General features: G+C 71.4%; 20 protein-coding genes. 7 read left to right on the forward strand and 13 right to left on the reverse strand.

Going from position 1 to position 21,544, the window contains the following annotated elements; translation table 11 throughout:
* Positions 1–8 precede the first annotated feature (8 nt).
* Positions 9–1,508, reverse strand: coding sequence for a tRNA (N6-isopentenyl adenosine(37)-C2)-methylthiotransferase MiaB (gene miaB, locus ACGGAQ_RS14345; RefSeq protein WP_393048574.1), 1,500 nt, complete (start codon positions 1,506–1,508; stop codon positions 9–11).
* A 56-nt stretch (positions 1,509–1,564) separates the two neighbouring features.
* Here miaB and ACGGAQ_RS14350 point away from each other — a divergent pair, with 56 nt between their 5' ends.
* The gene (locus ACGGAQ_RS14350; RefSeq protein WP_393048577.1) at positions 1,565–1,822 is read left to right on the forward strand and encodes a DUF2277 family protein; all 258 of its coding nucleotides are present in this window, start codon (positions 1,565–1,567) and stop codon (positions 1,820–1,822) included.
* Between the two features lie 66 nt (positions 1,823–1,888).
* On the opposite strand, the gene ACGGAQ_RS14355 is transcribed toward ACGGAQ_RS14350, so the two are convergent.
* Together ACGGAQ_RS14355 and selD are read right to left on the reverse strand one after the other, a co-directional pair.
* Positions 1,889–2,368, reverse strand: a complete 480-nt coding sequence (locus ACGGAQ_RS14355; protein ID WP_354862858.1) for a hypothetical protein — start codon at positions 2,366–2,368, stop codon at positions 1,889–1,891.
* Positions 2,369–2,607: 239 nt separating this feature from the next.
* Positions 2,608–3,597 carry a selenide, water dikinase SelD gene (gene selD / locus ACGGAQ_RS14360; RefSeq protein WP_393048580.1) on the reverse strand — a complete coding sequence of 330 codons (990 nt, stop codon included), beginning with the start codon at positions 3,595–3,597 and terminating at the stop codon, positions 2,608–2,610.
* A gap of 193 nt (positions 3,598–3,790) precedes the next feature.
* On the opposite strand from selD, the gene ACGGAQ_RS14365 reads away from it, so the two are divergent.
* From ACGGAQ_RS14365 to ACGGAQ_RS14380, 4 genes are read left to right on the forward strand one after another with little or no spacing between them, the layout of a single operon-like run.
* Positions 3,791–4,546 (forward strand): amino acid ABC transporter ATP-binding protein, encoded by a 756-nt coding sequence (locus ACGGAQ_RS14365; RefSeq protein WP_393048583.1) that lies wholly within the window; start codon positions 3,791–3,793, stop codon positions 4,544–4,546.
* Between the two features lie 56 nt (positions 4,547–4,602).
* A complete protein-coding gene (locus tag ACGGAQ_RS14370; RefSeq protein WP_354862863.1) occupies positions 4,603–5,478 on the forward strand; it encodes a glutamate ABC transporter substrate-binding protein in 876 nt (291 codons plus the stop codon).
* 41 nt (positions 5,479–5,519) lie between these two features.
* Complete coding sequence (locus ACGGAQ_RS14375; RefSeq protein WP_393048586.1) at positions 5,520–6,227, forward strand: amino acid ABC transporter permease; 708 nt, start codon at positions 5,520–5,522, stop codon at positions 6,225–6,227.
* Positions 6,224–7,195: an amino acid ABC transporter permease gene (locus ACGGAQ_RS14380; RefSeq protein ID WP_393048589.1), complete on the forward strand. Its 972-nt coding sequence runs from the start codon at positions 6,224–6,226 to the stop codon at positions 7,193–7,195. The genes ACGGAQ_RS14375 and ACGGAQ_RS14380 overlap by 4 nt, the downstream gene beginning before the upstream one ends.
* Before the next feature lie 61 nt (positions 7,196–7,256).
* Here ACGGAQ_RS14380 and rny read toward each other — a convergent pair whose 3' ends face one another.
* The 9 genes from rny to ACGGAQ_RS14425 all read right to left on the reverse strand — a co-directional run bounded on the left by rny (position 7,257) and on the right by ACGGAQ_RS14425 (position 18,460).
* Positions 7,257–9,023, reverse strand: coding sequence for a ribonuclease Y (gene rny / locus ACGGAQ_RS14385; protein WP_393048591.1), 1,767 nt, complete (start codon positions 9,021–9,023; stop codon positions 7,257–7,259).
* 740 nt (positions 9,024–9,763) lie between these two features.
* Positions 9,764–10,537, reverse strand: coding sequence for a 3-keto-5-aminohexanoate cleavage protein (locus ACGGAQ_RS14390; protein WP_393048594.1), 774 nt, complete (start codon positions 10,535–10,537; stop codon positions 9,764–9,766).
* Between the two features lie 33 nt (positions 10,538–10,570).
* On the reverse strand, positions 10,571–11,269 hold the full coding sequence (locus ACGGAQ_RS14395; protein ID WP_393048596.1) for a regulatory protein RecX: 699 nt from the start codon (positions 11,267–11,269) through the stop codon (positions 10,571–10,573).
* 14 nt (positions 11,270–11,283) lie between these two features.
* Complete coding sequence (recA, locus tag ACGGAQ_RS14400; protein WP_354859959.1) at positions 11,284–12,330, reverse strand: recombinase RecA; 1,047 nt, start codon at positions 12,328–12,330, stop codon at positions 11,284–11,286.
* 188 nt (positions 12,331–12,518) lie between these two features.
* The gene (locus ACGGAQ_RS14405) at positions 12,519–12,719 is read right to left on the reverse strand and encodes a DUF3046 domain-containing protein (protein ID WP_354859956.1); all 201 of its coding nucleotides are present in this window, start codon (positions 12,717–12,719) and stop codon (positions 12,519–12,521) included.
* Positions 12,720–12,723: 4 nt separating this feature from the next.
* A complete protein-coding gene (locus ACGGAQ_RS14410) occupies positions 12,724–14,088 on the reverse strand; it encodes an MFS transporter (protein ID WP_393048600.1) in 1,365 nt (454 codons plus the stop codon).
* 225 nt (positions 14,089–14,313) lie between these two features.
* Complete coding sequence (locus ACGGAQ_RS14415; RefSeq protein WP_393048603.1) at positions 14,314–15,918, reverse strand: FAD-dependent oxidoreductase; 1,605 nt, start codon at positions 15,916–15,918, stop codon at positions 14,314–14,316.
* A gap of 201 nt (positions 15,919–16,119) precedes the next feature.
* Positions 16,120–16,824, reverse strand: coding sequence for a UdgX family uracil-DNA binding protein (locus tag ACGGAQ_RS14420; protein ID WP_393048605.1), 705 nt, complete (start codon positions 16,822–16,824; stop codon positions 16,120–16,122).
* A 295-nt stretch (positions 16,825–17,119) separates the two neighbouring features.
* A complete protein-coding gene (locus ACGGAQ_RS14425) occupies positions 17,120–18,460 on the reverse strand; it encodes an aminotransferase class I/II-fold pyridoxal phosphate-dependent enzyme (RefSeq protein ID WP_393048608.1) in 1,341 nt (446 codons plus the stop codon).
* A gap of 34 nt (positions 18,461–18,494) precedes the next feature.
* On the opposite strand from ACGGAQ_RS14425, the gene ACGGAQ_RS14430 reads away from it, so the two are divergent.
* Positions 18,495–19,736 (forward strand): bifunctional pyridoxamine 5'-phosphate oxidase family protein/GNAT family N-acetyltransferase, encoded by a 1,242-nt coding sequence (locus tag ACGGAQ_RS14430; protein ID WP_393048611.1) that lies wholly within the window; start codon positions 18,495–18,497, stop codon positions 19,734–19,736.
* Positions 19,736–20,407 (forward strand): leucine efflux protein LeuE, encoded by a 672-nt coding sequence (gene leuE / locus ACGGAQ_RS14435; RefSeq protein ID WP_393048614.1) that lies wholly within the window; start codon positions 19,736–19,738, stop codon positions 20,405–20,407. The genes ACGGAQ_RS14430 and leuE overlap by 1 nt, the downstream gene beginning before the upstream one ends.
* A gap of 173 nt (positions 20,408–20,580) precedes the next feature.
* Here leuE and ACGGAQ_RS14440 read toward each other — a convergent pair whose 3' ends face one another.
* The gene (locus ACGGAQ_RS14440; protein ID WP_393048617.1) at positions 20,581–21,510 is read right to left on the reverse strand and encodes a sporulation protein; all 930 of its coding nucleotides are present in this window, start codon (positions 21,508–21,510) and stop codon (positions 20,581–20,583) included.
* Positions 21,511–21,544 lie beyond the last annotated feature (34 nt).

Here is a 21,544-nt window from a genome sequence, read left to right on the forward strand (position 1 = left end):
GGCCGGGGTCAGTGCGCGGCGCAGCCGGTCGTCGGCGCGGGCGTCGCGGCCGGGGCACCGATCGTGGGCAGGCCCAGCAACACCCCGGGGGTACGCGGGGAGCGCCCCGCCTCGGCGGCGTCGCCGGCCCGGGTCCGCCGGTGCGACAGCGGCGCCCCGTCGGCGTTGAGGTGGTGCGGCGCGGCGTACGTGACGGTGGTGTGCACGATGTCGCCGGGCCGGATCGACCCGGCGAAGCTGCCGGCGTCGAAGTGGACGAGCCGGCCGTCGCGGGCCCGGCCGGAGAGCCGCCCCGTCCGCTCGTCCTTGCGGCCCTCGCCGACCGCGACCAGCACCTCGACGGTCTCCCCCACCAGACGCTTGTTCTCCGCCCAGGAGATCTCCTCGACGGCCGCGACCAGCCGCTCGTAGCGCTCCTGCACGACCTGCTTGGGCAACTGGCCGTCCATCGTCGCGGCGGGGGTGCCGGGGCGCTTGGAGTACTGGAAGGTGAAGGCCGAGGAGAACCGGGCCTCGCGCACCACGTCCAGGGTGCGCTGGAAGTCGGCCTCCGTCTCGCCGGGGAAGCCGACGATGATGTCGGTGGTGATCGCCGCGTCCGGCATCGCCGCCCGAACCTTCTCGATGATCCCCAGGTAGCGCTCGGAGCGGTACGAGCGGCGCATCGCCTTCAGCACGTCGTCGGAGCCGGACTGCAACGGCATGTGCAGCGAGTGGCAGACGTTCGGCGTCTCGGCCATCGCGGCGATCACGTCGTCGGTGAAGTCCTTCGGGTGCGGGCTCGTGAACCGGACCCGCTCCAGGCCGTCGATCTCACCGGTCGCGCGCAGCAGCTTGCCGAACGCGTACCGGTCACCGAACTCGACGCCGTAGGAGTTGACGTTCTGCCCGAGCAGGGTCACCTCCAGCACGCCCTCGTCGACCAGGGCGCGCACCTCGGAGAGGATGTCGCCGGGACGGCGGTCCTTCTCCTTGCCGCGCAGAGAGGGCACGATGCAGAACGTGCAGGTGTTGTTGCAGCCCACCGAGATCGAGACCCAGCCGGCGTACGTGGACTCGCGGCGGGTCGGCAGCGTGGACGGGAAGACGTCCAGCGACTCCAGGATCTCCACCTCGGCGGCGGCGTTGTGCCGGGCCCGTTCCAGCAGCACCGGCAGGGCACCGATGTTGTGCGTGCCGAAGACCACGTCCACCCAGGGCGCCCTGCGGACGATCTCGCCGCGGTCCTTCTGCGCCAGGCAACCACCGACGGCGATCTGCATCCCCGGGTGCTTGTCCTTCACGGGGCGCAGATGACCGAGGTTGCCGTAGAGGCGGTTGTCCGCGTTCTCCCGCACCGCGCAGGTGTTGAAGACGACGATGTCCGGCGTGTCGTCGGCCTGGGGCGCGCGCACGTAGCCAGCCTGTTCGAGCAGGCCGGAGATGCGCTCGGAGTCGTGCACGTTCATCTGGCAGCCGTAGGTGCGCACCTGGTAGGTGCGCGGGCTACCCGCCGCTGCGGTAGTCATGACCAGGACAGCGTATCCGGGTCGGCCGGAACGCCCCGAACCGAGGAGCACCCGACATGTGCCGAAGCATCAAGACGCTGCGAGAGCCGTTCACCCCGCAGGTGACCGACGCGGACATCGAGGCGGCGGCGTTGCAGTACGTCCGGAAGATCTCGGGCTTCCGGGCGCCCGCCGCGCACAACGCCGCCGCGTTCGAGGCCGCGGTGGCCGCCGTGACGGAGGCCACCCGCACCCTGCTCGACCAGCTGGTCGTGCGGGGTGGCGGGTCGGGCGCCGCCGACCGGCCGGCCACCGCCGCCACCGCGCGCGGCTGACCTCTTCGGCGCACCGGCCTCTTCGGCGCACCGGCACCGGCCCGGCTCGGCCGGCTGGGCACCGGGTCAGGCCGCGGCGAGCACCGGCGCGACGGTGTCGGGAGCCCAGCGCGAGCGGTGACACTGCGACCAGCCCCGGCAGCCCGGGTCACCCAGCGTGCACAGCCGCTTTCGACTGAGCACCTCGCCGTCGTCGGTGTCCCGGACGTCGAAGTGCACCGGGCGGACCGTCCCGTCCGGTGCGACGAGCAGGTGCCGGCCAGCGTCGAGCGTGTCGTCGCGCAGCAGGCAGTTACGGCCCAGCAGCCGGGCCAGCGCGGCGATGCTGGCGTGCTCGGAGAGCCGGTCGGGCACCCCGTAGCAGTCGACCACCGTCGAGAACTCGCCCGGCGCCTGCCAGACGTCACACACCACCGCGTACGCCGGCAGTCGGGCCGGGTCCGCCACTGCCAGCGGCATCACCACCCGACCGAGCGCCTCGGCCAGCGCCGGGTAGACCTCCACGGGTCGTACCCGATCGATTCTCCAGTTCCACAGCTCGGTCATTCCGCCTCCTCGCTGCGTTCGTCCCACCGGCCTCCGGATCGGGCCTTACTGACGATGGTGGGGGGCATTTGACCCCAGCCGGGGGCAAGTTACCGGTCTGTGACCATTCCGGGCAAAATTTCCCTGAGCGGCATTGCTCGGAGTAGCGGGAAGGTGACAGTTTATCGGCTATCGTGCGCGATCCGAACCACCGGGACCGCGTGTCCCGGCACCGCCACCGGGCCTTCCCTCGGTGTCCGTCAGCGCAGGACGACCAGGTGCTCCCCGCGAGGCAGCAGCTCACCCACCACCGGCGCGCCCGGCAGCTCACCGGCGACCAGCAGGCCGCCGGAGGTCTGCGCGTCGGCCAGCAGCAACCGCTCACCCTCGTCCGCCCCGCCGAAATCCGTCCAGGGCGTGACCCACTCCAGGTTGCGACGGCTGCCGCCGCTGACGTACCCGTCGCGCAGCGCCTCCCGAGCGCCGGCCAGGTACGGCACCCGGGCGGTGTCGATGGCCACCGTGAGCCGGCTGGCACGGGCCAGCTTCGAGGCGTGCCCGAGCAGGCCGAAGCCGGTCACGTCGGTGCCGCACCGGATGCCGGCGGCGACCGCCGCGCGCGCGGCGTCCCGGTTGAGCGCGCTCATCGAGGCCACCGCCTCCGGGAAGCTCTCACCGGTCGCCTTGTGCCGGGTGTTGAGCACGCCCACCCCGAGCGGCTTGGTCAGCGACAGCGGCACCCCGGCCCGGCCGGCGTCCAGAGTGATCAGTTCCTCCGGGCGCACGGTGCCGGTGACCGCGAGGCCGTACTTCGGGCCGTCGTCGTCCACGCTGTGCCCACCGGCCAGGTGACAACCCGCCTCCCGGGCCACGTCCTGACCGCCGCGCAGCACCTCGCGCGCCAACTCCAGCGGCAGCACGTCGCGCGGCCAGCAGAGCAGGTTGAGCGCCACCAACGGGACGCCACCCATCGCATACACGTCGGACAACGCGTTGGCCGCGGCGATGCGGCCCCAGTCGTACGCGTCGTCGACGACCGGGGTGAAGAAGTCCGCGGTGCTGACCAGGCCGGTCCGCTCGTCCAGGCGGACCACCGCGGCGTCGTCGCCGTGGTCCAGGCCGACCAGCAGCTCCGCGGTGCCGGTGGCCGGGCCGAGACCGGCCACCATGACCTCCAGCTCGCCCGGCGGAATCTTGCAGGCGCAGCCACCGCCGCGCGCGTAACGGGTCAGCCGTACCGGTTCCGTCATCCCCCCATGATCTCGACAAGCCCGTGTCGACGCCACAGTTGCGGCCCGGTGGTGACCAAAATCGGACCCCCGACAACGATCGGGACCGGTGTTACCGCTCCGTGACCAACTGAGTTGCGTTCCGCCACATCACGCCGCCTACAGTTGCCCAACCGGGGGTCAACCGACCCCGATCCGGGAGACGACAGGGACGGTGGACGACGTGACGACGGGCGAACCGCTCATCGTGCTGGACGCGGTCAACAAGTGGTTCGGGCCGCTGCACGTGCTGGACGACGTCTCGCTGTCGGTGGGTCGGGGCGAGGTGGTCGTGGTGATCGGCCCGTCCGGCTCCGGCAAGTCGACGCTGTGCCGCGCCATCAATCGACTGGAACCGATCAACTCCGGCACCATCACCTTCGACGGCCAGCCGCTGCCGGCCGAGGGCAAGCCCCTCGCCAGGCTGCGCAGCGAGGTGGGCATGGTCTTCCAGTCCTTCAACCTCTTCGCCCACAAGACCATCCTGGAGAACGTCACCCTCGGCCCGATCAAGGTCCGCAAGGAGAAGCCGGCCGCCGCCCGCGAGCGCGGCCTGGCCCTGCTCGACCGGGTCGGCATCGCCAACCAGGCGGACAAGTTCCCGGCCCAGCTCTCCGGCGGTCAGCAGCAGCGGGCAGCGATCGCCCGCGCCCTGGCCATGCAGCCCAAGGCGATGCTGTTCGACGAGCCGACCAGCGCCCTGGACCCGGAGATGGTCGGTGAGGTGCTGGACGTGATGACCTCGCTGGCCAGCGACGGCATGACGATGGTCGTGGTCACCCACGAGATGGGCTTCGCCCGGCACGCCGCCAACCGGGTCATCTTCATGGCCGACGGGCAACTGGTCGAGGATGCCCCGCCAGCGGAGTTCTTCGCGAACCCGCGCAGCGAGCGGGCCCGAGACTTCCTCTCCAAGATCCTCACGCACTAGGCGTCCGTAGTGGAGCGCGCCGTACTCGGTGGGCTCCGTTGAAGAAGGAGAAGAGTATGCGTATCAAGCGCGTTGCGGCAGTCGCCGCGGTCGCCGCTCTGGCGCTCGGCCTCACCGCTTGTGGTGGCGACGACGGCGGGGACACCGGTGCTGGCAGCAAGTCCTTCGCCGCCGGCAGCACCATGGAGAAGCTGAACAAGGCCCAGAAGATCAAGGTTGGCACCAAGTTCGACCAGCCCGGCTTCGGTCTGAAGGGCCTGTCCGGCAAGCCGGAGGGCTTCGACGTCGAGATCGCCAAGATCATCGTCAAGGAGCTCGGCATCCCCGAGGACAAGATCGAGTGGGTTGAGGCCCCCTCGAAGGTCCGCGAGGACGTGATCGTCAACGGCAACGTCGACTTCGTCGCCGCGACGTACACGATCAACGACAAGCGCAAGGAGCGGATCGCCTTCGCAGGCCCGTACTACGAGGCTGGCCAGAACATCCTGGTCAAGAAGGACGACACCACCATCACCGGGCCGGACTCGTTCAAGGACGGCACCAAGAAGGTCTGCTCGGTGACCGGCTCCACCCCGGCCGAGACGATCAAGAAGTACGTCAAGGACGTGGGCACCCAGCTGGTGCTCTTCGACACCTACGACAAGTGCCGTGACGCCCTCAAGGGCGGCCAGGTCGACGCCGTGACCACGGACAATGTGATCCTGCTCGGCTACATCGCCAAGGACGAGGCCTCCTTCAAGCTGGCCGGCGACAACTTCACCAAGGAGCCGTACGGCATCGGGGTGAAGAAGGAAGATGCCGACTTCCGCAGCTTCATCAACGACACCCTGGACAAGGCGGTCGCCGACGGCAGCTGGAAGAAGGCCTGGGACGACACCGCCGGCAAGTTCGGCGCGGAACTGGGCTCGGCGCCCACCATCAACCGCTACTGATCTGATCCTTCGATCTGGAGGGTGGGGAGGAACACCGACCCGTGAACGTGCTCATCGACAAGTTCGACGTCTTTGCGGGTGGTTTCTGGCTCACCCTCCAGATCTGCGTACTCGCCGCGATTGGTGCCCTCGTCCTGGGCGGGATCCTCGCGGTGCTCCGCATCTCGCCGGTGCCGCCGCTGCGCGCGCTCGGCACCACGTACGTGAACGTCTTCCGTAACATGCCGCTGACCGTGGTGATGTTCTTCGCCGCCTTCGGTCTGCCAGCGCTCGGCTCCAACGCGGACTTCCTCCGCATCCCGGTGCTCGACTCGCTGTTCAGCCGGCTCGGCACCGACCTGCCGTATTTCCGGTTCGCGCTGATCGCCCTCGTGCTCTACACCGCCGCGTTCGTCTGCGAGGCGTTGCGGTCCGGCGTGAACGCGGTGCCCGCCGGCCAGGCAGAAGCCGCGCGGTCGCTGGGTCTGACCTTCGGCCAGAACCTGCGCCACGTGGTACTGCCGCAGTCCTGGCAGGCGTCGGTGGTGCCGCTCGGCTCGGTGATCATCGCGATGATCAAAAACTCCGCGCTGGCCGGTTTCTTTGGAGTGGTCGGCGACCTTTCCGCCACGGCTGACCAGCTCACCGGGGCCGAGGGCTACGCGTTCATCCCGGTCGCCATCGGCGTCTCGGTCGGCTATCTGATCATGACTGTGCCACTCGGCGCCCTGTTGGACCGGATCGAGAAGCGACAGGCGGTGGCCCGATGAGTCAGCAGACCAGCGTCCTCTACGACATCCCCGGGCCTCGGCAGCGGCGGATCACGCTGGTCAGCAGCATCGTCGCCGGCCTGGTCCTGCTCGTCGGGGCCTACTTCCTGATCTACCGGCCGTTGGACGAGAAGGGCCAGCTGTCGATGGAGTTGTGGGGGCCGCTGGTCGACCCCTCCAACGAGAACTTCTCCCAGGTGTGGGATCGGATCGGCCTCGGTTTCAAGAACACGCTGATCGCAGCGGCACTGGCCATCGTGACCTCACTGATAGTGGGCACTCTGCTCGCCGTACTCCGGATCCAGCTCAAGAGCCTGACCCGGCTCCGTTACGCCGGCATGGCAACTCCAATTGCGTACCTGCTGCGCGGGCTGAGCACGCTGCTGTCGGCGGTAACCCGTGTCTGCGTCGAGGTTTTCCGCGGCCTACCCGTCGTGCTCACCATCTTCTTCGTGGCCCGCGGCTTCCCCGAGTTCGGCCTCTACCTTGACAACCTCTGGTACCTGGTCATCGGCCTCACGATCTACAACTCCGTGGTGATCGGCGAAATTCTCCGGTCCGGCATGGAAGGGCTGCCGAGCGGTCAGGCTGAGGCCGCCGCCGCGATTGGGCTGTCCCCGACGCAGACCACCCGGATGATCCTGCTGCCGCAGGCCTTCCGGATCATGCTGCCGGCACTCATCAGCCAGCTGGTTGTGGTGCTCAAGGACACCTCGTTGGGGTTCATCATCAGTTACGAGGAAACCCTGAACATCGGCAAGCAGATCATCGGCGTGCTGGGCAACCCGATCCAGGTGTACGTCGTGATCGCCGTGCTCTTCATCGTGGTGAACTACTCGCTGTCGAAGGTGGCCCAGTACGTCCAGCGCCGGCTCTCCCAGGGCCGCAAGACCGCGGGTACCCCGGCACAGAACCCGCCTCCCGCGGCGCTGATGTCTCAGGCCGAGGGCACCGGCGGAGGCTCCTGACGCTCAGCTCGCAAGGAGAAGGGCCAGCCCGGTGTCCGGGCTGGCCCTTCTGCTGTTTGGACTAGCGAGCGATCTCGGTGACCCGGGACTCGCGGACCACGGTGACCCGGATCTGACCGGGGTAGGTCAGCTCCTCCTCGATCTGCTTGGCCACGTCGCGGGCCAGCACAGCCGCCCCGATGTCGTCCACGTCGTCGGGCTTGACCATCACCCGGATCTCCCGGCCGGCCTGCATGGCGAAGACCTTGTCCACGCCGAGCTTCCCGGCCGCGATCTCCTCGATCCGCTCCAGGCGCTTGACGTACGCCTCCAGGCTCTCCCGACGCGCGCCCGGCCGACCACCGGAACAGGCGTCGGAGGCCTGGGTGAGCACGGCCTCGATGGTCTGCGGCGGCACCTCGTTGTGGTGCGCCTCGATGGCGTGCACCACGTCCTCGTGCTCGCCGTACTTGCGGGCCAGGTCGGCGCCGATGATGGCGTGGCTGCCCTCGACCTCGTGGGTGAGCGCCTTGCCGATGTCGTGCAGGAACGCCGACCGTTTGATGGTGGGCACGTCGAGGCGCAGCTCGGCGGCCATGATGCCGGCGATGTGCGCGGTCTCAACCAGGTGCTTGAGCACGTTCTGCCCGTACGAGGTGCGGTAGCGCAGCCGGCCCAGCAGGGTCACCAGCTCCGGGTGGATCTCGGTGATGCCGACCTCGACCAGGGCGTCCTCGGCGGCGCGCAGGCAGAGCTGCTCCACCTCCTGCCGGGCCAGGTCGTAGACCTCCTCGATCCGGTGCGGGTGGATCCGCCCGTCCAGCACCAGCTTCTCCAGCGTGAGCCGGCCGACCTCCCGGCGGACCGGGTCGAAGCAGGAGAGCAGCACGGCCTCCGGGGTGTCGTCGATGATCAGGTTGACCCCGGTCACCGACTCGAAGGCGCGGATGTTGCGCCCCTCCCGGCCGATGATGCGGCCCTTCATCTCGTCGCCCGGCAGATGCAGGACGCTGACCACGCTCTCGGCGGTCTGCTCGCTGGCCACCCGCTGGATCGCGTCCACCACGATGTGTCGGGCCCGCTGCTCGGCGGTGTTGCGCGCGTCCGACTCGATGTCGCGCACCAGCAGCGCCGCCTCGCGCTTGGCGGACGTCTCGATCGCGTCGATCAGCTCCAGCCGGGCCGACTCGGCGGTGAGACCGGCCACCCGCTCCAGTTCCCGGCGGCGCAGCTCCTCGGCCTCGGCCAGCTCGGTCTCGCGCTGGGCGAGCGCGGACTCCCGGGCCGCGAGGGCGGCGCTCGCCGCGCTGAGTTGCCGCTCCCGCTCGGCGAACCGTTCCACCTCCTCGGTGTGCAGCCGCTCCCGCTCGTCCATCCGGGCCGCCCGGCGCTCCACCTCCGCGGCCTGCTCCCGGGTCGTGGCGGCGAGCACCGCGACCTCCCGCTCGCCGCTGCGACGGGCTGCCGTGCGCAGCTGGTCGGCGTCCGCCTCGGCCTGCTTGTGCGCCCGTTCCAGCACGGTGTCCGCCTCGGCGCGGGCGTCGTCGAGCACTCGCCGGGCCTCGGCCCGGGCCGCCTTCGCCTCGGCCTTCGCCGCCGCCGCCTCGGCCCGAGCCGCGGAGGCCGCGGACTTGGCCACGTCGATCGTGCTGTTCGCCTGGTCGGCGGCGCTGCGTAGGGCGGCCAGGGACTGCTCCTGACGGTCCTTCTCCGCGATGAAGGCGGGATCCTCCGGGGCCGGCGCCGTGCCCATCCGACGCAGCGTCCGGATGCCGACCAGCACCGCCCCGACCACGACCACCGCGAGGATCAGGACAGCCGCGAGAAGCACGACGTCGAGGGCGTTCATGCCGGGACCCCGTTGGGTCTACCGGTGAACCTGTGCCGCCGCGCCGCCATGGCCGCCTCCCCTGAACGTCAAGACCGCAGCGACTGTGCCCGAGGCACACTCCTGCGGCTGTGGACGCCCGACCGGAGCGGCTGGCCGTGGATAGCTCTCTCCGCCGGCGGTGCCCTCGGGCATCGTCGGCGACCGGGTGCAGTTGTCGCGGAGTGCCGGACCGGCCAGTCCGGAACTGCCGCCAAAGGCCGCGGAGTCGGCCAAAGTGATGCTGTTCTGTTACGAGATCTATGTTGTGCGCTTAGCCTGCGCTGGTCGGGCAATGTGAGCCTGTATGGCGAGGCTAGGTCGCCAAGGGCGGTCTGGTCAAGGACTCATGATCAAACCCCCCGAACGGAGCGAAGTTGTAGCGTCACCCAAAGTTGATGTCGTGTCGGACACGGAAGGACAAAGGCGGCGAGCCGACGCCCTCGATTCGGATGTCGTGCCTGTTCAGCGGTGGCGGCGCCCTGCGCGACGCCGACTTAGTGATACCGGTGACCCTGCAGAGTCGCGAATCTCGCCCGACCGACCCGGTCCCGACGCGAAGCGCCTCAAGATCGGCCTCGGTGCGTGCACGATCCCGGCTTCTCAACGGGCGCGCCCATGTCCCCCGCTGGAAGACCCGGGCTGTCTCCAGGTCTCACCGAAGGCCGGAGGCGAGGGCGACATTGCACCAAGGGCTCGGCCGACTTCGGCGGGTCGGCGGCTCAGCTGGCGCCGGCTGCCAGCGCGGCGGTGACCAACGCGGCGTTGCCCGGTGCCGGTACGCCGTCGGGCAACAGGAGCGTGTCCTCCAGCCCGATCCGGGTGTGCAGCCCACGGCTGACCGCCTCGACGAGCACCGCCCAGGTGGCCGGACCCTCGGCGTGCAACAGCACGGGCGGAGCCACCGCGTCCTCCGGCGGCGACCCGCCCGGCATCCCCGTCGACCGCGGTGGCACGCCGGGCATCTGCAGGGGCGGAGGCAGCGCGGCGAGGATCCGCGCCGCATCAGCCAACGCGACCGCCGGCTCCTGCGCCATGCACTCGACGAGGATCCGCCCGACCGGCACCCGCCAGGACTGGTACGTCTTCACGGCGTCGACTGTCCAGAGCCCCACCTTGACGAGCACGCCACGCTCATGCAGCGCGGCGGCGACCGCCTCCGCGCCGGGCTCGTGCGCGTTGACCGAGGCGAAGTCGGGCAGTACCGGCCAGGATCGGACGGCTGTCACCCGGGCGGCCGGATCCGGTTCGATCCAGGCTCCGGTGCTCACCCCCACCGGCAGGCCCGGCCGGGCCGCACGGATCGCGGTCAGCGCGTCGGCGATCACCGCCGGGCGCAGTGACTCGACGCCGGCCGCGTCCCTGGGATGGACGTGCACGGCCGCGACGCCCAGCGCGGCACAGCGGGCCGCGTCGGCCGCCAACTCCATCGGGGTCACCGGCACGGCCGGATGGGCGGCACGACTGCGCTGGCCGTTCAGACACGCTTTCAACATCGGGCCACCCCCACCGCACCCATCGCGCGCCACTCAGTCGAGCGGACGGCTGTCGCGCTCCAGATCGCCCTCGGCGTCGGCGAGCGCGTCGGCGTCGATCTGCTCGGCGAACTCCGCCGCCTCGGCGCTCTGCGCGGCGAGCGCGTCCTTCACCGCGCGGATGGCCACGCCGGGCGGATAGCCCTTGCGGGCCAGCATCCCGACCAGGCGGCGGAAGACCGCGTCGGGCTCACCCCGGGCGGTACGCAGTTTGCGCTCCACCAGGGCGCGGGCGGTTGCCGCCTCGGTCTCCTCGTCCAGCTCGCCCAGCGCCTCGGTGGCCACCTCGCCGTCGACGCCCTTGCGGCGCAGCTCGTTGGCAAGCGCCCGGCGGGCCAGGCCGCGACCGGTGTGCCGGCTGGACACCCAGGCGCGGGCGAACGCCGCGTCGTCGATGATGCCGACCTCGTCGTAGCGGTCGAGCACCTCGGCCGAGACCTGCTCGGAGATGCCTCGCTTGGCCAACGCGTCGGCAAGCTCGGCCCGGGTGCGCGGCCGGACGGCGAGCTGGCGCAGGCAGATCTCGCGAGCCACCTCCGACTCGTCTCGAGGCGGCGCCGAAGGCTCGACGGTGTCGCCCTCCTCGGGGCGCCCACGGCGACCCCGGCGAGGGCGGGGAGGATCGCTGGCGTCGCCCGTACGGGGTGGGCTGGCATCCCAGCCCCGCCCCGTACGGGCGCGTCGTCCTGCCACTGGTCAGCGACCGGTCAGAAGTCGACCGGCGGCAGCTCCGGGCCACCGGCGGCGTCGCTCGCGCCAACCCCGACGCCGAGCTTCTCCAGGATCTTCTTCTCGATCTCGGCGGCCACGTCCGGGTTTTCCTTCAGGAACTCCCGGGCCTTCTCCTTGCCCTGGCCGAGCTGGTCGCCGTCGTACGTGTACCACGCGCCGGACTTGCGGATGATCGCCTGCTCCACGCCGACGTCGATCAGCGAGCCCTCACGCGAGATGCCCTTGCCGTACATGATGTCGAACTCGGCCTGCTTGAACGGCGCGGCCACCTTGTTCTTCACGACCTTGACCCGGGTGCGGTTACCGACCACGTCGGTGCCGTCCTTGAGGCTCTCGATGCGTCGCACGTCGAGCCGGACCGAGGCGTAGAACTTCAGCGCCCGACCACCGGTGGTGGTCTCCGGGCTGCCAAACATCACGCCGATCTTTTCGCGCAGCTGGTTGATGAAGATCGCCGTGGTGCCGGTGTTGCTGAGCACACCGGTGATCTTCCGTAGTGCCTGGCTCATCAGCCGGGCCTGGAGGCCCACGTGGCTGTCGCCCATCTCGCCCTCGATCTCGGCGCGCGGCACCAGGGCCGCCACCGAGTCGATCACGATGATGTCCAGAGCGCCGGAGCGGATCAGCATGTCCGCGATTTCCAGCGCCTGCTCGCCCGTGTCCGGCTGGGAGACCAGCATCGCGTCGGTGTCGACGCCGAGGGCCTTCGCGTACTCCGGGTCGAGCGCGTGCTCGGCGTCGATGAAGGCGGCGATGCCGCCGTTGCGCTGGGCGTTGGCCACCGCGTGCAGCGCCACCGTGGTCTTACCGCTGGACTCGGGGCCGTAGATCTCGACCACCCGGCCACGCGGCAGGCCACCGATGCCCAGCGCCACGTCGAGCGCGATGGACCCGGTCGGAATGATCGCGGTCTGGACGACCGGCCGGTCACCCAGCCGCATCACCGAGCCCTTGCCGAACTGCTTGTCGATCTGAGCGAGAGCAAGGTCGAGCGCCTTCTCCCGGTCAGGACCTGCTGCCATCGTTGCCACCCCTGCCTTCGCCGGCGTCTTTCCTGCTGAGCTTCTCGTCACGCGAGACACGCTAGGCGCTGGGTCCGACAGAAAACCAGCCGACGGGCCGCGAGCTGTGGACGAGCACCCCGCTGTGGACAATAGCCGAACAGGTGTACGACTCGACAAGCGACACGCGGAACCGGCGAAAAGGCTGCTCAGCGTAGTCGAGCGGGTACGCGGTCGGGGTACGCGGCGCAGACCGCCCGCCACACCACGTGCGTCTGCTCCCCCGACGACAGCGCCTGCTCGATGGTCCGCCCATCGAGCTGGGACAGCACCTGGTCGCGGGCGATGCTGGCCGCGTAGCCCGGCCCGAACGCCTCCTCCAACCGCGCCCAGAAGTCGGTCAGCCGCACGTGATCAACCCTCCTCGCCCGGTGCCCCCGTCGGCACCGGGCGCAACGCTAGCGCCACCAGGGGCACGGTCGCGACCGCCGCGAGCAGGGTTAGCACCGGATAACCGGCGAGCTGCATGACAAACCCGCTGAGCACCGCGGCGCTGGCCCCCGCCAACCCCATGATCAGGTCGGAGAACCCCTGGACGCTGGGCCGCACACCGGCCGACACCGACTCGGAGAGCAGCGTCGAGCCGGCCACCATCGTCCCCGACCAACCCAGCCCGAGCAGGACCAGCCCGATCGAGAGCCGGGGCGTGTGGTGCCCGGCGGTGCCGGCGACCGCGCAGGCGGCCAGCAGCAGCCCGACCCCGCCGAGGATCACCGCCCGCCGGCCGAGCCGGTCGGTGAGCCAGCCGACCACCGGGGCGAACGCGTACATGCCGGCGATGTGCAGGCTCAACACGATCCCGACCAGCCGCAGCACGTCGGCGTCGGCGTGCGACTCACCGAGCCGGACCGGGGTCATCGCCATCACCGCCACCATCACCAGGTGACCGATCGCCACGGCGGTGATGCCGAGCCGGGCGGCTGGCTGTCCGCGTACCACCGACCAGGCCAGCCGCATTCCGGCGGTGCGCGGCGCGCGCACGCGGACCGGCGCGGTGGCCGGCCCGGCCCCACCGGCCGCCGGCGCGGCGTCGCCGGGCGGCCCGGCGGCGGTCGGTGGCGCGTCGGCCGCCGCGAGCCGCCGTGCGGTGAGCAGCGGGTCGGGACGGAGCAACCCGAGGAGTACGACGGAAGCCAGCACGAATGCCGTCGCGCTGAACGCGAAGGGGCCGGCCAGCGGCGGCAGCCCCCAGCCGGTGGTGACCCGGTCGGCCAGGGCGGCGAAGTTCGGCGCGGCCACCGCCCCGATGGTGGTGGCCCAGACGATCAGCGAGAGCTGACGCCCTCGACGGGTCGGCTCGGCGAGGTCCACCGCCGTGTAACGGGCCTGCAGGTTCGCGGCGGTGCCACCGCCGAAGAGCAGCATGCCGAGAAAGAGCAGCGGCACCGAACGGGTGGCCGCCGCCACCACCACCAGGACGCCGCCGACGGCGCCCACGGTGTACGCCAGCACCAGGCCGGGACGACGGCCGTGCCGCGCCATGATCCGGGTGACCGGGACGGCGAGCAGCGCCGCACCGACCACCCCGGCACTCTGCGCGATGCCCGCCACCGCGGTGCCGGCGATGCGGTCGGCGAGCAGCGCGCCGACGGAGATGCCGATGGTCACACCGACGCCGCCGATGATCTGGGTGGTGAAGAGCAGCCGCATGGTGCGCCGCTGGATCGGCGCGACGTCGAGCCCGGTGCCGGTACGCGGCACGGTCAGGTCGGTGGCCATCGGCGCTCCTTGAGGACGGGGGTGACCCCATCCTCGCGCACCCACCCCGAACCCCGACGCCCCCGCCGGCTGCCCCGCCCGCCGGGCCGCCTCGCCGCGCCCGTCTCGGCCGCAAGATCCGCGCAACATCAGGGAAGTTGCTGCCTCGGCGCGCCGGGAAGCAGCAGTTTCCCCGATGTTGCGCGGATCTTCGCGGCGTTGATCTTCGCGGCGAGGGCCCGTCGGTCAGCCGGCCATGACCCGCTGGTGCAGGGACGACACCGCCGAACGGGCCGCCACGAACGCCCCGTGCTGCCAGGCCACCTCGTGGCTCAGCCAGTCCCCGGCGAAGTAGACCCGTCCGGCCGGCTGGAGCAGCAGGTTGTATCCGGCGGTGCCGTAGCGGGGCGAGGTCCAGGCGCCCTCGATGTAGCGGGTCCGGTCCCAGGCGTGGGAGTACGAGGTGACCAGCTCGCTGCGGTACTTGTCGCCATGGATCTTCACCCCCTGGCTGACCGCGCGCTCCCGGCGCTGCTCGGGAGTGAGCCCGCTGTACGCCCTGGCGTTCGCCCCGGTGTTGTAGTAGCCGACGACCAGGCCGCGCTTGCCGTGGAAGCCGTAGGACGGGTACCAGATGTGCGACAGGTCCAGGTCGGTCTCCGTGATACCGCCGTAGATCCGCTGGTCGGTCTCCCACCAGCGGCTGCGGTACTCCAGGCCGATCTTGCCGGCGGCGGTGACCGGGAAGTCGGCCAGGGCGGCGGTCACCCCGGCGCCGAGGTTGTGGGGCACCCGGGCCATCAGGTGCGGCGGCAGCGCCGCCACGCAGTAGTCGGCGGCGATCTGCGACTCCCGGCCGCCCTGCCGATAGGTCACCTCGACCCGGCTGCCCCGGTCGGTCACCCCGGTCACCTCGGCGTTGAGTCGGATCCGGTGCCCGCCCACGGCCTTGGCGAGGGCACGCGGGATCTGGTCCATGCCGCCCACCGGCTGGAACATCAGCATCGCCTGGTCGTAGCCGAACTCGAAGGAGAAGTACCGGCCCACGTTGCTGGCGAAGACGTCGGAGAGCGCCGGCGGCGCGCCGAGCAGCGTCCCCACGTCGTTGCCGGCGCCGGGGTACGCGGAGAAGCCGCGACGGTTGGTCCCGGCGTACGCCCAGTCGCTGGCCCGCCCGCCGATCGCGCCGAAGCCCTGCAGGAACGACAGCAGCCGGTCCCGGTCCTCGGTGGTGAGCCGCGCGTCCAGCGCGCCCTGGTCGGTGGCCTTGGCGAGCAGTTCCGAGACGTAGCCGTACACGTCGGCCTTGGCGGTGCGGTACCGGATCGGCTCGGTCATCCCGGCGGACTCGTTGTAGATCCAGGCGTCGGCGTTCTGGTTGGTGAACACCTCGATGGGTACGCCGAGTTCCCGGCAGTAGTCCATGGTGAGCATCCACTGTGCGATCCGGCCCGGCCCGGCGTTGAAGTAGACGCCGTCGGAGAAGCCGGCCCGCTGGGTGTGCCCGTCGAGGTCGGTCTCGACGTCGCCGCCACGGATGGTCAGGTTCCGCCCGCCGACGCGGTGCCGCGCCTCCAGGACCGTGCAGTGGTAGCCCGCCTTGCCCAGCTCGTACGCGGTGGTGAGCCCCGCGATGCCACCGCCGAGCACGACGACGCTGGCCCCCGGCCGGCCGGTCAGGGTGAAGTCGGACCGCTCGGGCGCCCGGAACGCCGGGGTCACCGACGCGGCGGCGCTGGGTGCGAGACCCATGGCTCCCATCGTGGCGAGCATCGCACCGGCACCGCCGCTGACCCCGACCGCGCGCAGGAATCCACGCCGGCTCACCGTCGACTGCGTCTGATCGCTCATGAACGCCTCCCCTACAAGATCGACTCACGCGAGTCTGCAGAGGACCTGTTACGCGGATCACGCAACGCCGTTTCCGGTAGGTATCGCCTTCCAGCCCGCCGGCAGCCGGTCTTCGGGGGCGTCACGAACGGCCGGCGCGACGCGCAGCCGCTCTACGACGTCGAGGTCTACTCCGACACCGGCCTCTGCGGACCGGCCGCGCTATCCGGCGAGGGCGCGGGCGGCGACGGTGAGGTCGGCGACGAGGCCCTCGTACGCCTTGTCCTGGTCGTCGGCGCGCAGCACGGCAGACGGGTGGATCGTCGCCAACAGGCGGGCCGGCGGGGCGTCGGTCCGCTTCCCGGCGCTGTCCACCGGCACCTGGGTGAAGTCCTGCGGGTGCTGGGCGGACGCGGGCCAGGGCAGCAGCTCGCCGCGCTGTCTCGTCACCCGGAAGGACGGGCCGAGCAGCGCCTTGGCGGCGGTGGCGCCGAGCACGACGACGATCTCCGGGCGCAGCCGGGCGAACTCGGCCACCAGCCAGGGCCGGCACGCGGTGATGTGCACCTGGTCCGGGGTCTGGTGGATGCGCCGCTTGCCACGCGCCGCAAAACGAAAGTGCTTGACGGCGTTCGTGAGGTAGAGCTGCGTCGGGTCCAGCTTGGCGTCGTCGACGGCGCGGCGCAGCAGCCGTCCGGCGGGGCCGACGAAGGGCAGGCCCTTCTGGTCCTCCATGTCGCCGGGCTGCTCGCCGACGAGGACCACGCGGGCGCTCTCGTCCCCCCGGCCGAAGACGGTCTGGGTGGCGTCGCGGTACAGCTCGCAGCCCCGACAACCACCCGATGCCGCGCGGAGCTCGTCGATTGTGTCGGCGTCGGGCGGGATGAACCGCTGGGCGCCGGGAGCGCTGTCGGTCTGCTCGGCCATGCCGACTGTTATATACCTGTTCGTTATCGCCTGCCGGGTACGCCCCGGGGTGGGCGCGGCCCGGCCGCGTCAGTAGCCGTTGCCGCCCCCGCCACCACCGGACGCGATGGCGATCAGCACAATGATGATCACGATGATGGCGATCGCGATCGCGATCCACAGCCCCTTGCGGTTCCCACCTGCAGCCATGATCAGGCACCTCCGGCGGCCCGCATACCCGCCCCACTCGCTCCGAATCGTCGCGATCCCGCCTTTTCTTCCGATATCCCCGGAAGGGGGGCGTCGCGCTCGCAGGTCAGGTGGAGAAGCCCGCCGCAGGGGAGGGATGGATGGCGCGGGCCAGGGCGGCGGCCAGGGGAGTCAGCTCCTCGACATCCAGGGAACTGACGGTGATGCGCAGGGCGGGCGGGGCGGCGATCCGGTACAGGGCGCCGGGCGCCACCGCCCAGCCGGCGTCCCGCAACGCGGTCAGCGCGCTCGTCTCGTCCGGCACCGGCAGCCAGACGTTGATGCCGCTGCGGCCGTGCGCGGTCAGGCCGTGCGCGGCGAGCGCGGCCAAGAGGCCCTCGCGCCGCAGGTCGTAGCTCTGCGCCGCTCGCCGCACCAGCTCGTCGACCGCCGGGTCCCCCCAGAGGGCGAGCACCAGCCGTTGCAGCACGGTGGACACCCAGCCGGCGCCGACCCGCGTCCGGCCGGTCACCCGGGCCACGGTGGTCTCGTCACCGGCCAGCACCGCCAGCCGCAGGTCCGGGCCGAACGGCTTGCTCACCGACCGCACGAAGGCCCAGCTTCCGGTCACGCCGGCGAGCGAATGCAGGGGTACGCGGGCCAGCTCGGCGGCGTGGTCGTCCTCGATGAGCAGCAGGTCCCGTCGGCCGGCGAGCAGAGTGCGCAGCTCCTCGGCGCGGGCGGCGGAGACGGCGGCGCCGGTCGGGTTCTGCGCCCGGCTGGTGATCACCAGCGCCCGCGCCCCGGCGGTCAGCGCGGCTGCCACCCCGGCCACCAGTGGACCCTCGTCGTCCAGCGGCACACCGATCGGCCGCAGCCCGAGCGCGGCGACCAGGTCGAGCAGGTTGGCCCAGCCCGGATCCTCCACCGCCACCGCGTCACCGGGCCGAAGGTGGGCGCCGAGCAGCCGCTCGATGCCGTCCAGCGCACCACCGGTGAGGGTGAGGTCCCCGGCGGGTACGCCGTCGGCGCTGAACCGGGCGCGGGCGGCCTCGGCCAGCTCCGGGAGTACGCCGGCCTGCGAGTAGCCGACCGGAGGACCCGCGTCGGCGGCGAGCGCGGCCAGGTGCGGGCCGATCGGGGGGAGCAGTCGGGGGTCGGGCTCGCCCCGGGACAGGTCGCGGGCGTCCGGCAGCGGTGCAGGGCGTAGCGCGGAGCGGCGGGCGGCCACCGGTGGGCGCGGACGGACGCGGGTGCCGTGCCGGCCGGCGGTGGCCAGCACGCCGCGTTGGCGCAGCTCCCGATAGGCGCGGGCGACAGTGGCCGGGCTGACGCCCAGCTCGGCGGCGAGGGCCCGCACCGGCGGCAGGGCGGCGCCGGGCGGCAGGGCGCCGGTACGGATGCCCGACTCGATGCTGGCCGAAATCGCGACGGCCGTCGTCCCGCTGAACTGATAGCGTGCTGACACAAACAGGAGATTGTACTAGAACAAAGGGGCGCGCATGTATCCACCCACCGCCCGGACCACTCCCACCCGCTCGCGCGACCGGATGAGCTACGACCGGGAGGCGGCGCACGCCGTGCTCGACGAGGCGTACCACTGCGCGCTCGGCTTCACCGTCGACGGCGAGCCCCGGGTGCTGCCCACCCTGCACGTCCGCATCGGTGACACCCTCTACCTGCACGGGTCCACCGGCAGCCGGCCCCTGCTCGCCGCCCGGGGCGACGGGCTGCCCGTCTGCGTCACGGTGACCCTGCTCGACGCTCTGGTCTACGCCCGCTCGCAGTTCCACCACAGCGCCAACTACCGCTCGGTGGTCGCGCTCGGCACCGCCCGGCTGGTCACCGACGAGCAGGAGAAGAGCGCCATGCTCACCGCGCTTGTCGACAAGGTGGGCGCGGGACGCAGCACGGACAGCCGCCCGCCGAACCGCCGCGAGCTGGCCGAGACCGCCGTGCTGGCGTTGCCGCTGCGGGAGGTGTCCGTCCGGTCCCGCACCGGCGGGGTCCGCGAGGACGAGGCCGACCTGCACCTGCCGCACTGGGCCGGCGTACTGCCGTTGCGGCTGACCGCCGGCCTGCCGCAACCCGCCGCCGGGGTCACCGCGCCCCTGCCGGCGTACCTGCGGACGGCCCGCACGCCCTGGCACGACCCGGTGTCACTGCGCGGCGAACACGTCCTGCTGGAGCCGCTGGACCTGGCGCACGCCGACGACCTGCACAGCGCCACCGCCGACGACGACGTCTGGCGGCACCTCACCGTCACCCGGCCCACCGAGCCGGCCGGGACCGCCGAGGTGGTCGCCGCGGCGCTGGCCGCCCGGCAACGCGGCGAGCGGGCGCCCTGGGTGCAGCGCTGCGCGAGGACCGGGGCGGTGGTCGGCACCACGTCCTACTACGAGATCAACCCGGAACGACTGTCGGTGGCGATCGGGCACACCTTCCTCGGCCGGCCGTGGTGGCGTACCGGGATCAACACCGAGGCCAAGCTGCTGCTGCTCGGCCGGGCCTTCGACGACCTGGGCGCGGTGCGGGTCGTCTGGCACACCGACATCCGCAACGTCCGCTCGCAGGCGGCCATCGAACGACTCGGCGCCACCCGGGAGGGGGTGCTGCGGATGCACTGCCAGCGTCCGGACGGCTCGTGGCGGGACACCGTGCAGTACGCGATGACCGTCGACGAGTGGCCTAACGCACAGGCCAGGCTGCGGGAAAGACTTCTGCGGACGGCGTCGGTGGCGTGATGATGGCGGGCGTGCTGGGGATCACCGACATCTGGACGTACGTGCTGGGCACCGTTGCCATCATCCTGCTACCCGGACCGAACTCGCTCTTCGTGCTGTCCACCGCCGCCAAACGGGGTGTGGGCGCCGGCTACCGGGCCGCGGGCGGGGTGTTCGTCGGCGACGGGGTCCTGATGATCCTCTCCGCCGCCGGGGTGGCGTCGCTGCTCAAGGCGTACCCGCCGCTGTTCCTGGTGATCAAGTACGCCGGTGCCGCGTACCTCGGTTATGTCGGGGTGACCATGCTGCGCGGCGCCTGGCGGCGCTGGCGCGACCGCAACGACCCGGACACGCCGCGGCTCATCGACGCCGCGGAACCGGCGCAGATGCGCAGCCCGTTCCGCAAGGCGCTGGTGATCAGCCTGCTGAACCCGAAGGCGATCCTGTTCTTCATCTCGTTCTTCATCCAGTTCGTCGATCCGGACTACGCCTGGCCGGCGCTGTCGTTCCTGCTGCTCGGCCTGATCGCCCAGGTCACCAGCGCGCTCTACCTGACCGCGCTGATCTTCGCGGGCACGTTCCTGGCCGCCCAGTTCCGCCAACGGCGTCGCCTCGCCGTGGGCGGCACCACCGCCGTGGCAGCCCTCTTCCTCGCCTTCAGCCTCAAGCTCGCCACCGCCAGCGCCGGCTAGGGCGTGTGTCAAAGCCCTCGGTCGAGCCGAGGCGGAGTCCAGGCGGCGGTCCGGCAAGGCGGAGATTGGCTCGGATACCGGTGTTGTAACCGAGCCAATCTCCAACGCCGCCGGCCGTCGTCTGGGCCCGCCGCAGGCCGGCCAGGGGCTTTGACACACGCCCTAAACCCCCCTCAGGTGCCGTCGCCGCCGCCGGAGCCGCCTCCCACGCCTCCGCTTCCGGCCGTGCCGCCCAGCCCGTAACCGGGTTTGATCGGCTGGTCGGGGTGGCGGCTGACATGGGCGGACCGGCTGATGGTGGCGGACCAGTCGGCGTGCGCGGCAGCCGCGGCGTGCCGGTTGATCGCCTGACGTAGCCAGCCGTCCACGGTGGCGACCCAGTCCCGCTGCCCGGCGTCCGCGTGCCAGATCCGGAACCGGCTGATGCTCTGGTGGGTGATCCCGGCCAGCGCCAGCCGACGGTCCATCCACATGATCACCTCCAGGCCCGCCGAGTTCGTCACGAAGATCAGCTCCAGCTCGGTGATCGGGCCGGCGTAGAGCGGGCCCACCCAGTAGCCCCACCGCTGGTGCAGCGGCAGGGTGTGCTCCACCCCTGGCAGCCCGCCCTCCTGCAACCCGGATTGGCGGATCATGAAGCCGAGCGTGGCCAGCGCCGCCAGGATGTGCTGCTGGGTGGGGATCGGGTGCACGAGGACCGGCACCATGGCCCCCTGGTCCAGATCCGGGTCGACGGACACCTCGGTCCGCAGACCCATCCGCAGGCTCAGCAACGGCACCCCGCCGAACGTGGTCACCGGGATCTCCCACGGCAACGGCAACGCGAAGTCGACCGCCCGCCGGCGACCCGCCGGCACCACGAACCGCCCGGCGATCGGCAGCGAGAAGAACTGCACGAGGCGCCGGGGCGCGTCCGGGTCGTCCGGCTCGACCGTGGTGACCAGGCCGAGCCGGATGTGGCGTACGAGCACGTCGTCCGGACCGGCGGCGAGGGTCACCCGCCCCGGCAGACGCAGGCCCGGACGGGTGCTCGGGTTCGGCAGCGTGGTCCGCACGGACAGCCCGGTCCAGCCGGAGTCCCGAGACACCCCCGTCAACCGCACCGCGCGCCCCCTCGCGGGACGAGGCCCCCCTGGC

The sequence above is a fragment of the Micromonospora sp. NPDC047557 genome, assembly GCF_043205095.1.
Classification (GTDB): Bacteria; Actinomycetota; Actinomycetes; order Mycobacteriales; family Micromonosporaceae; genus Micromonospora.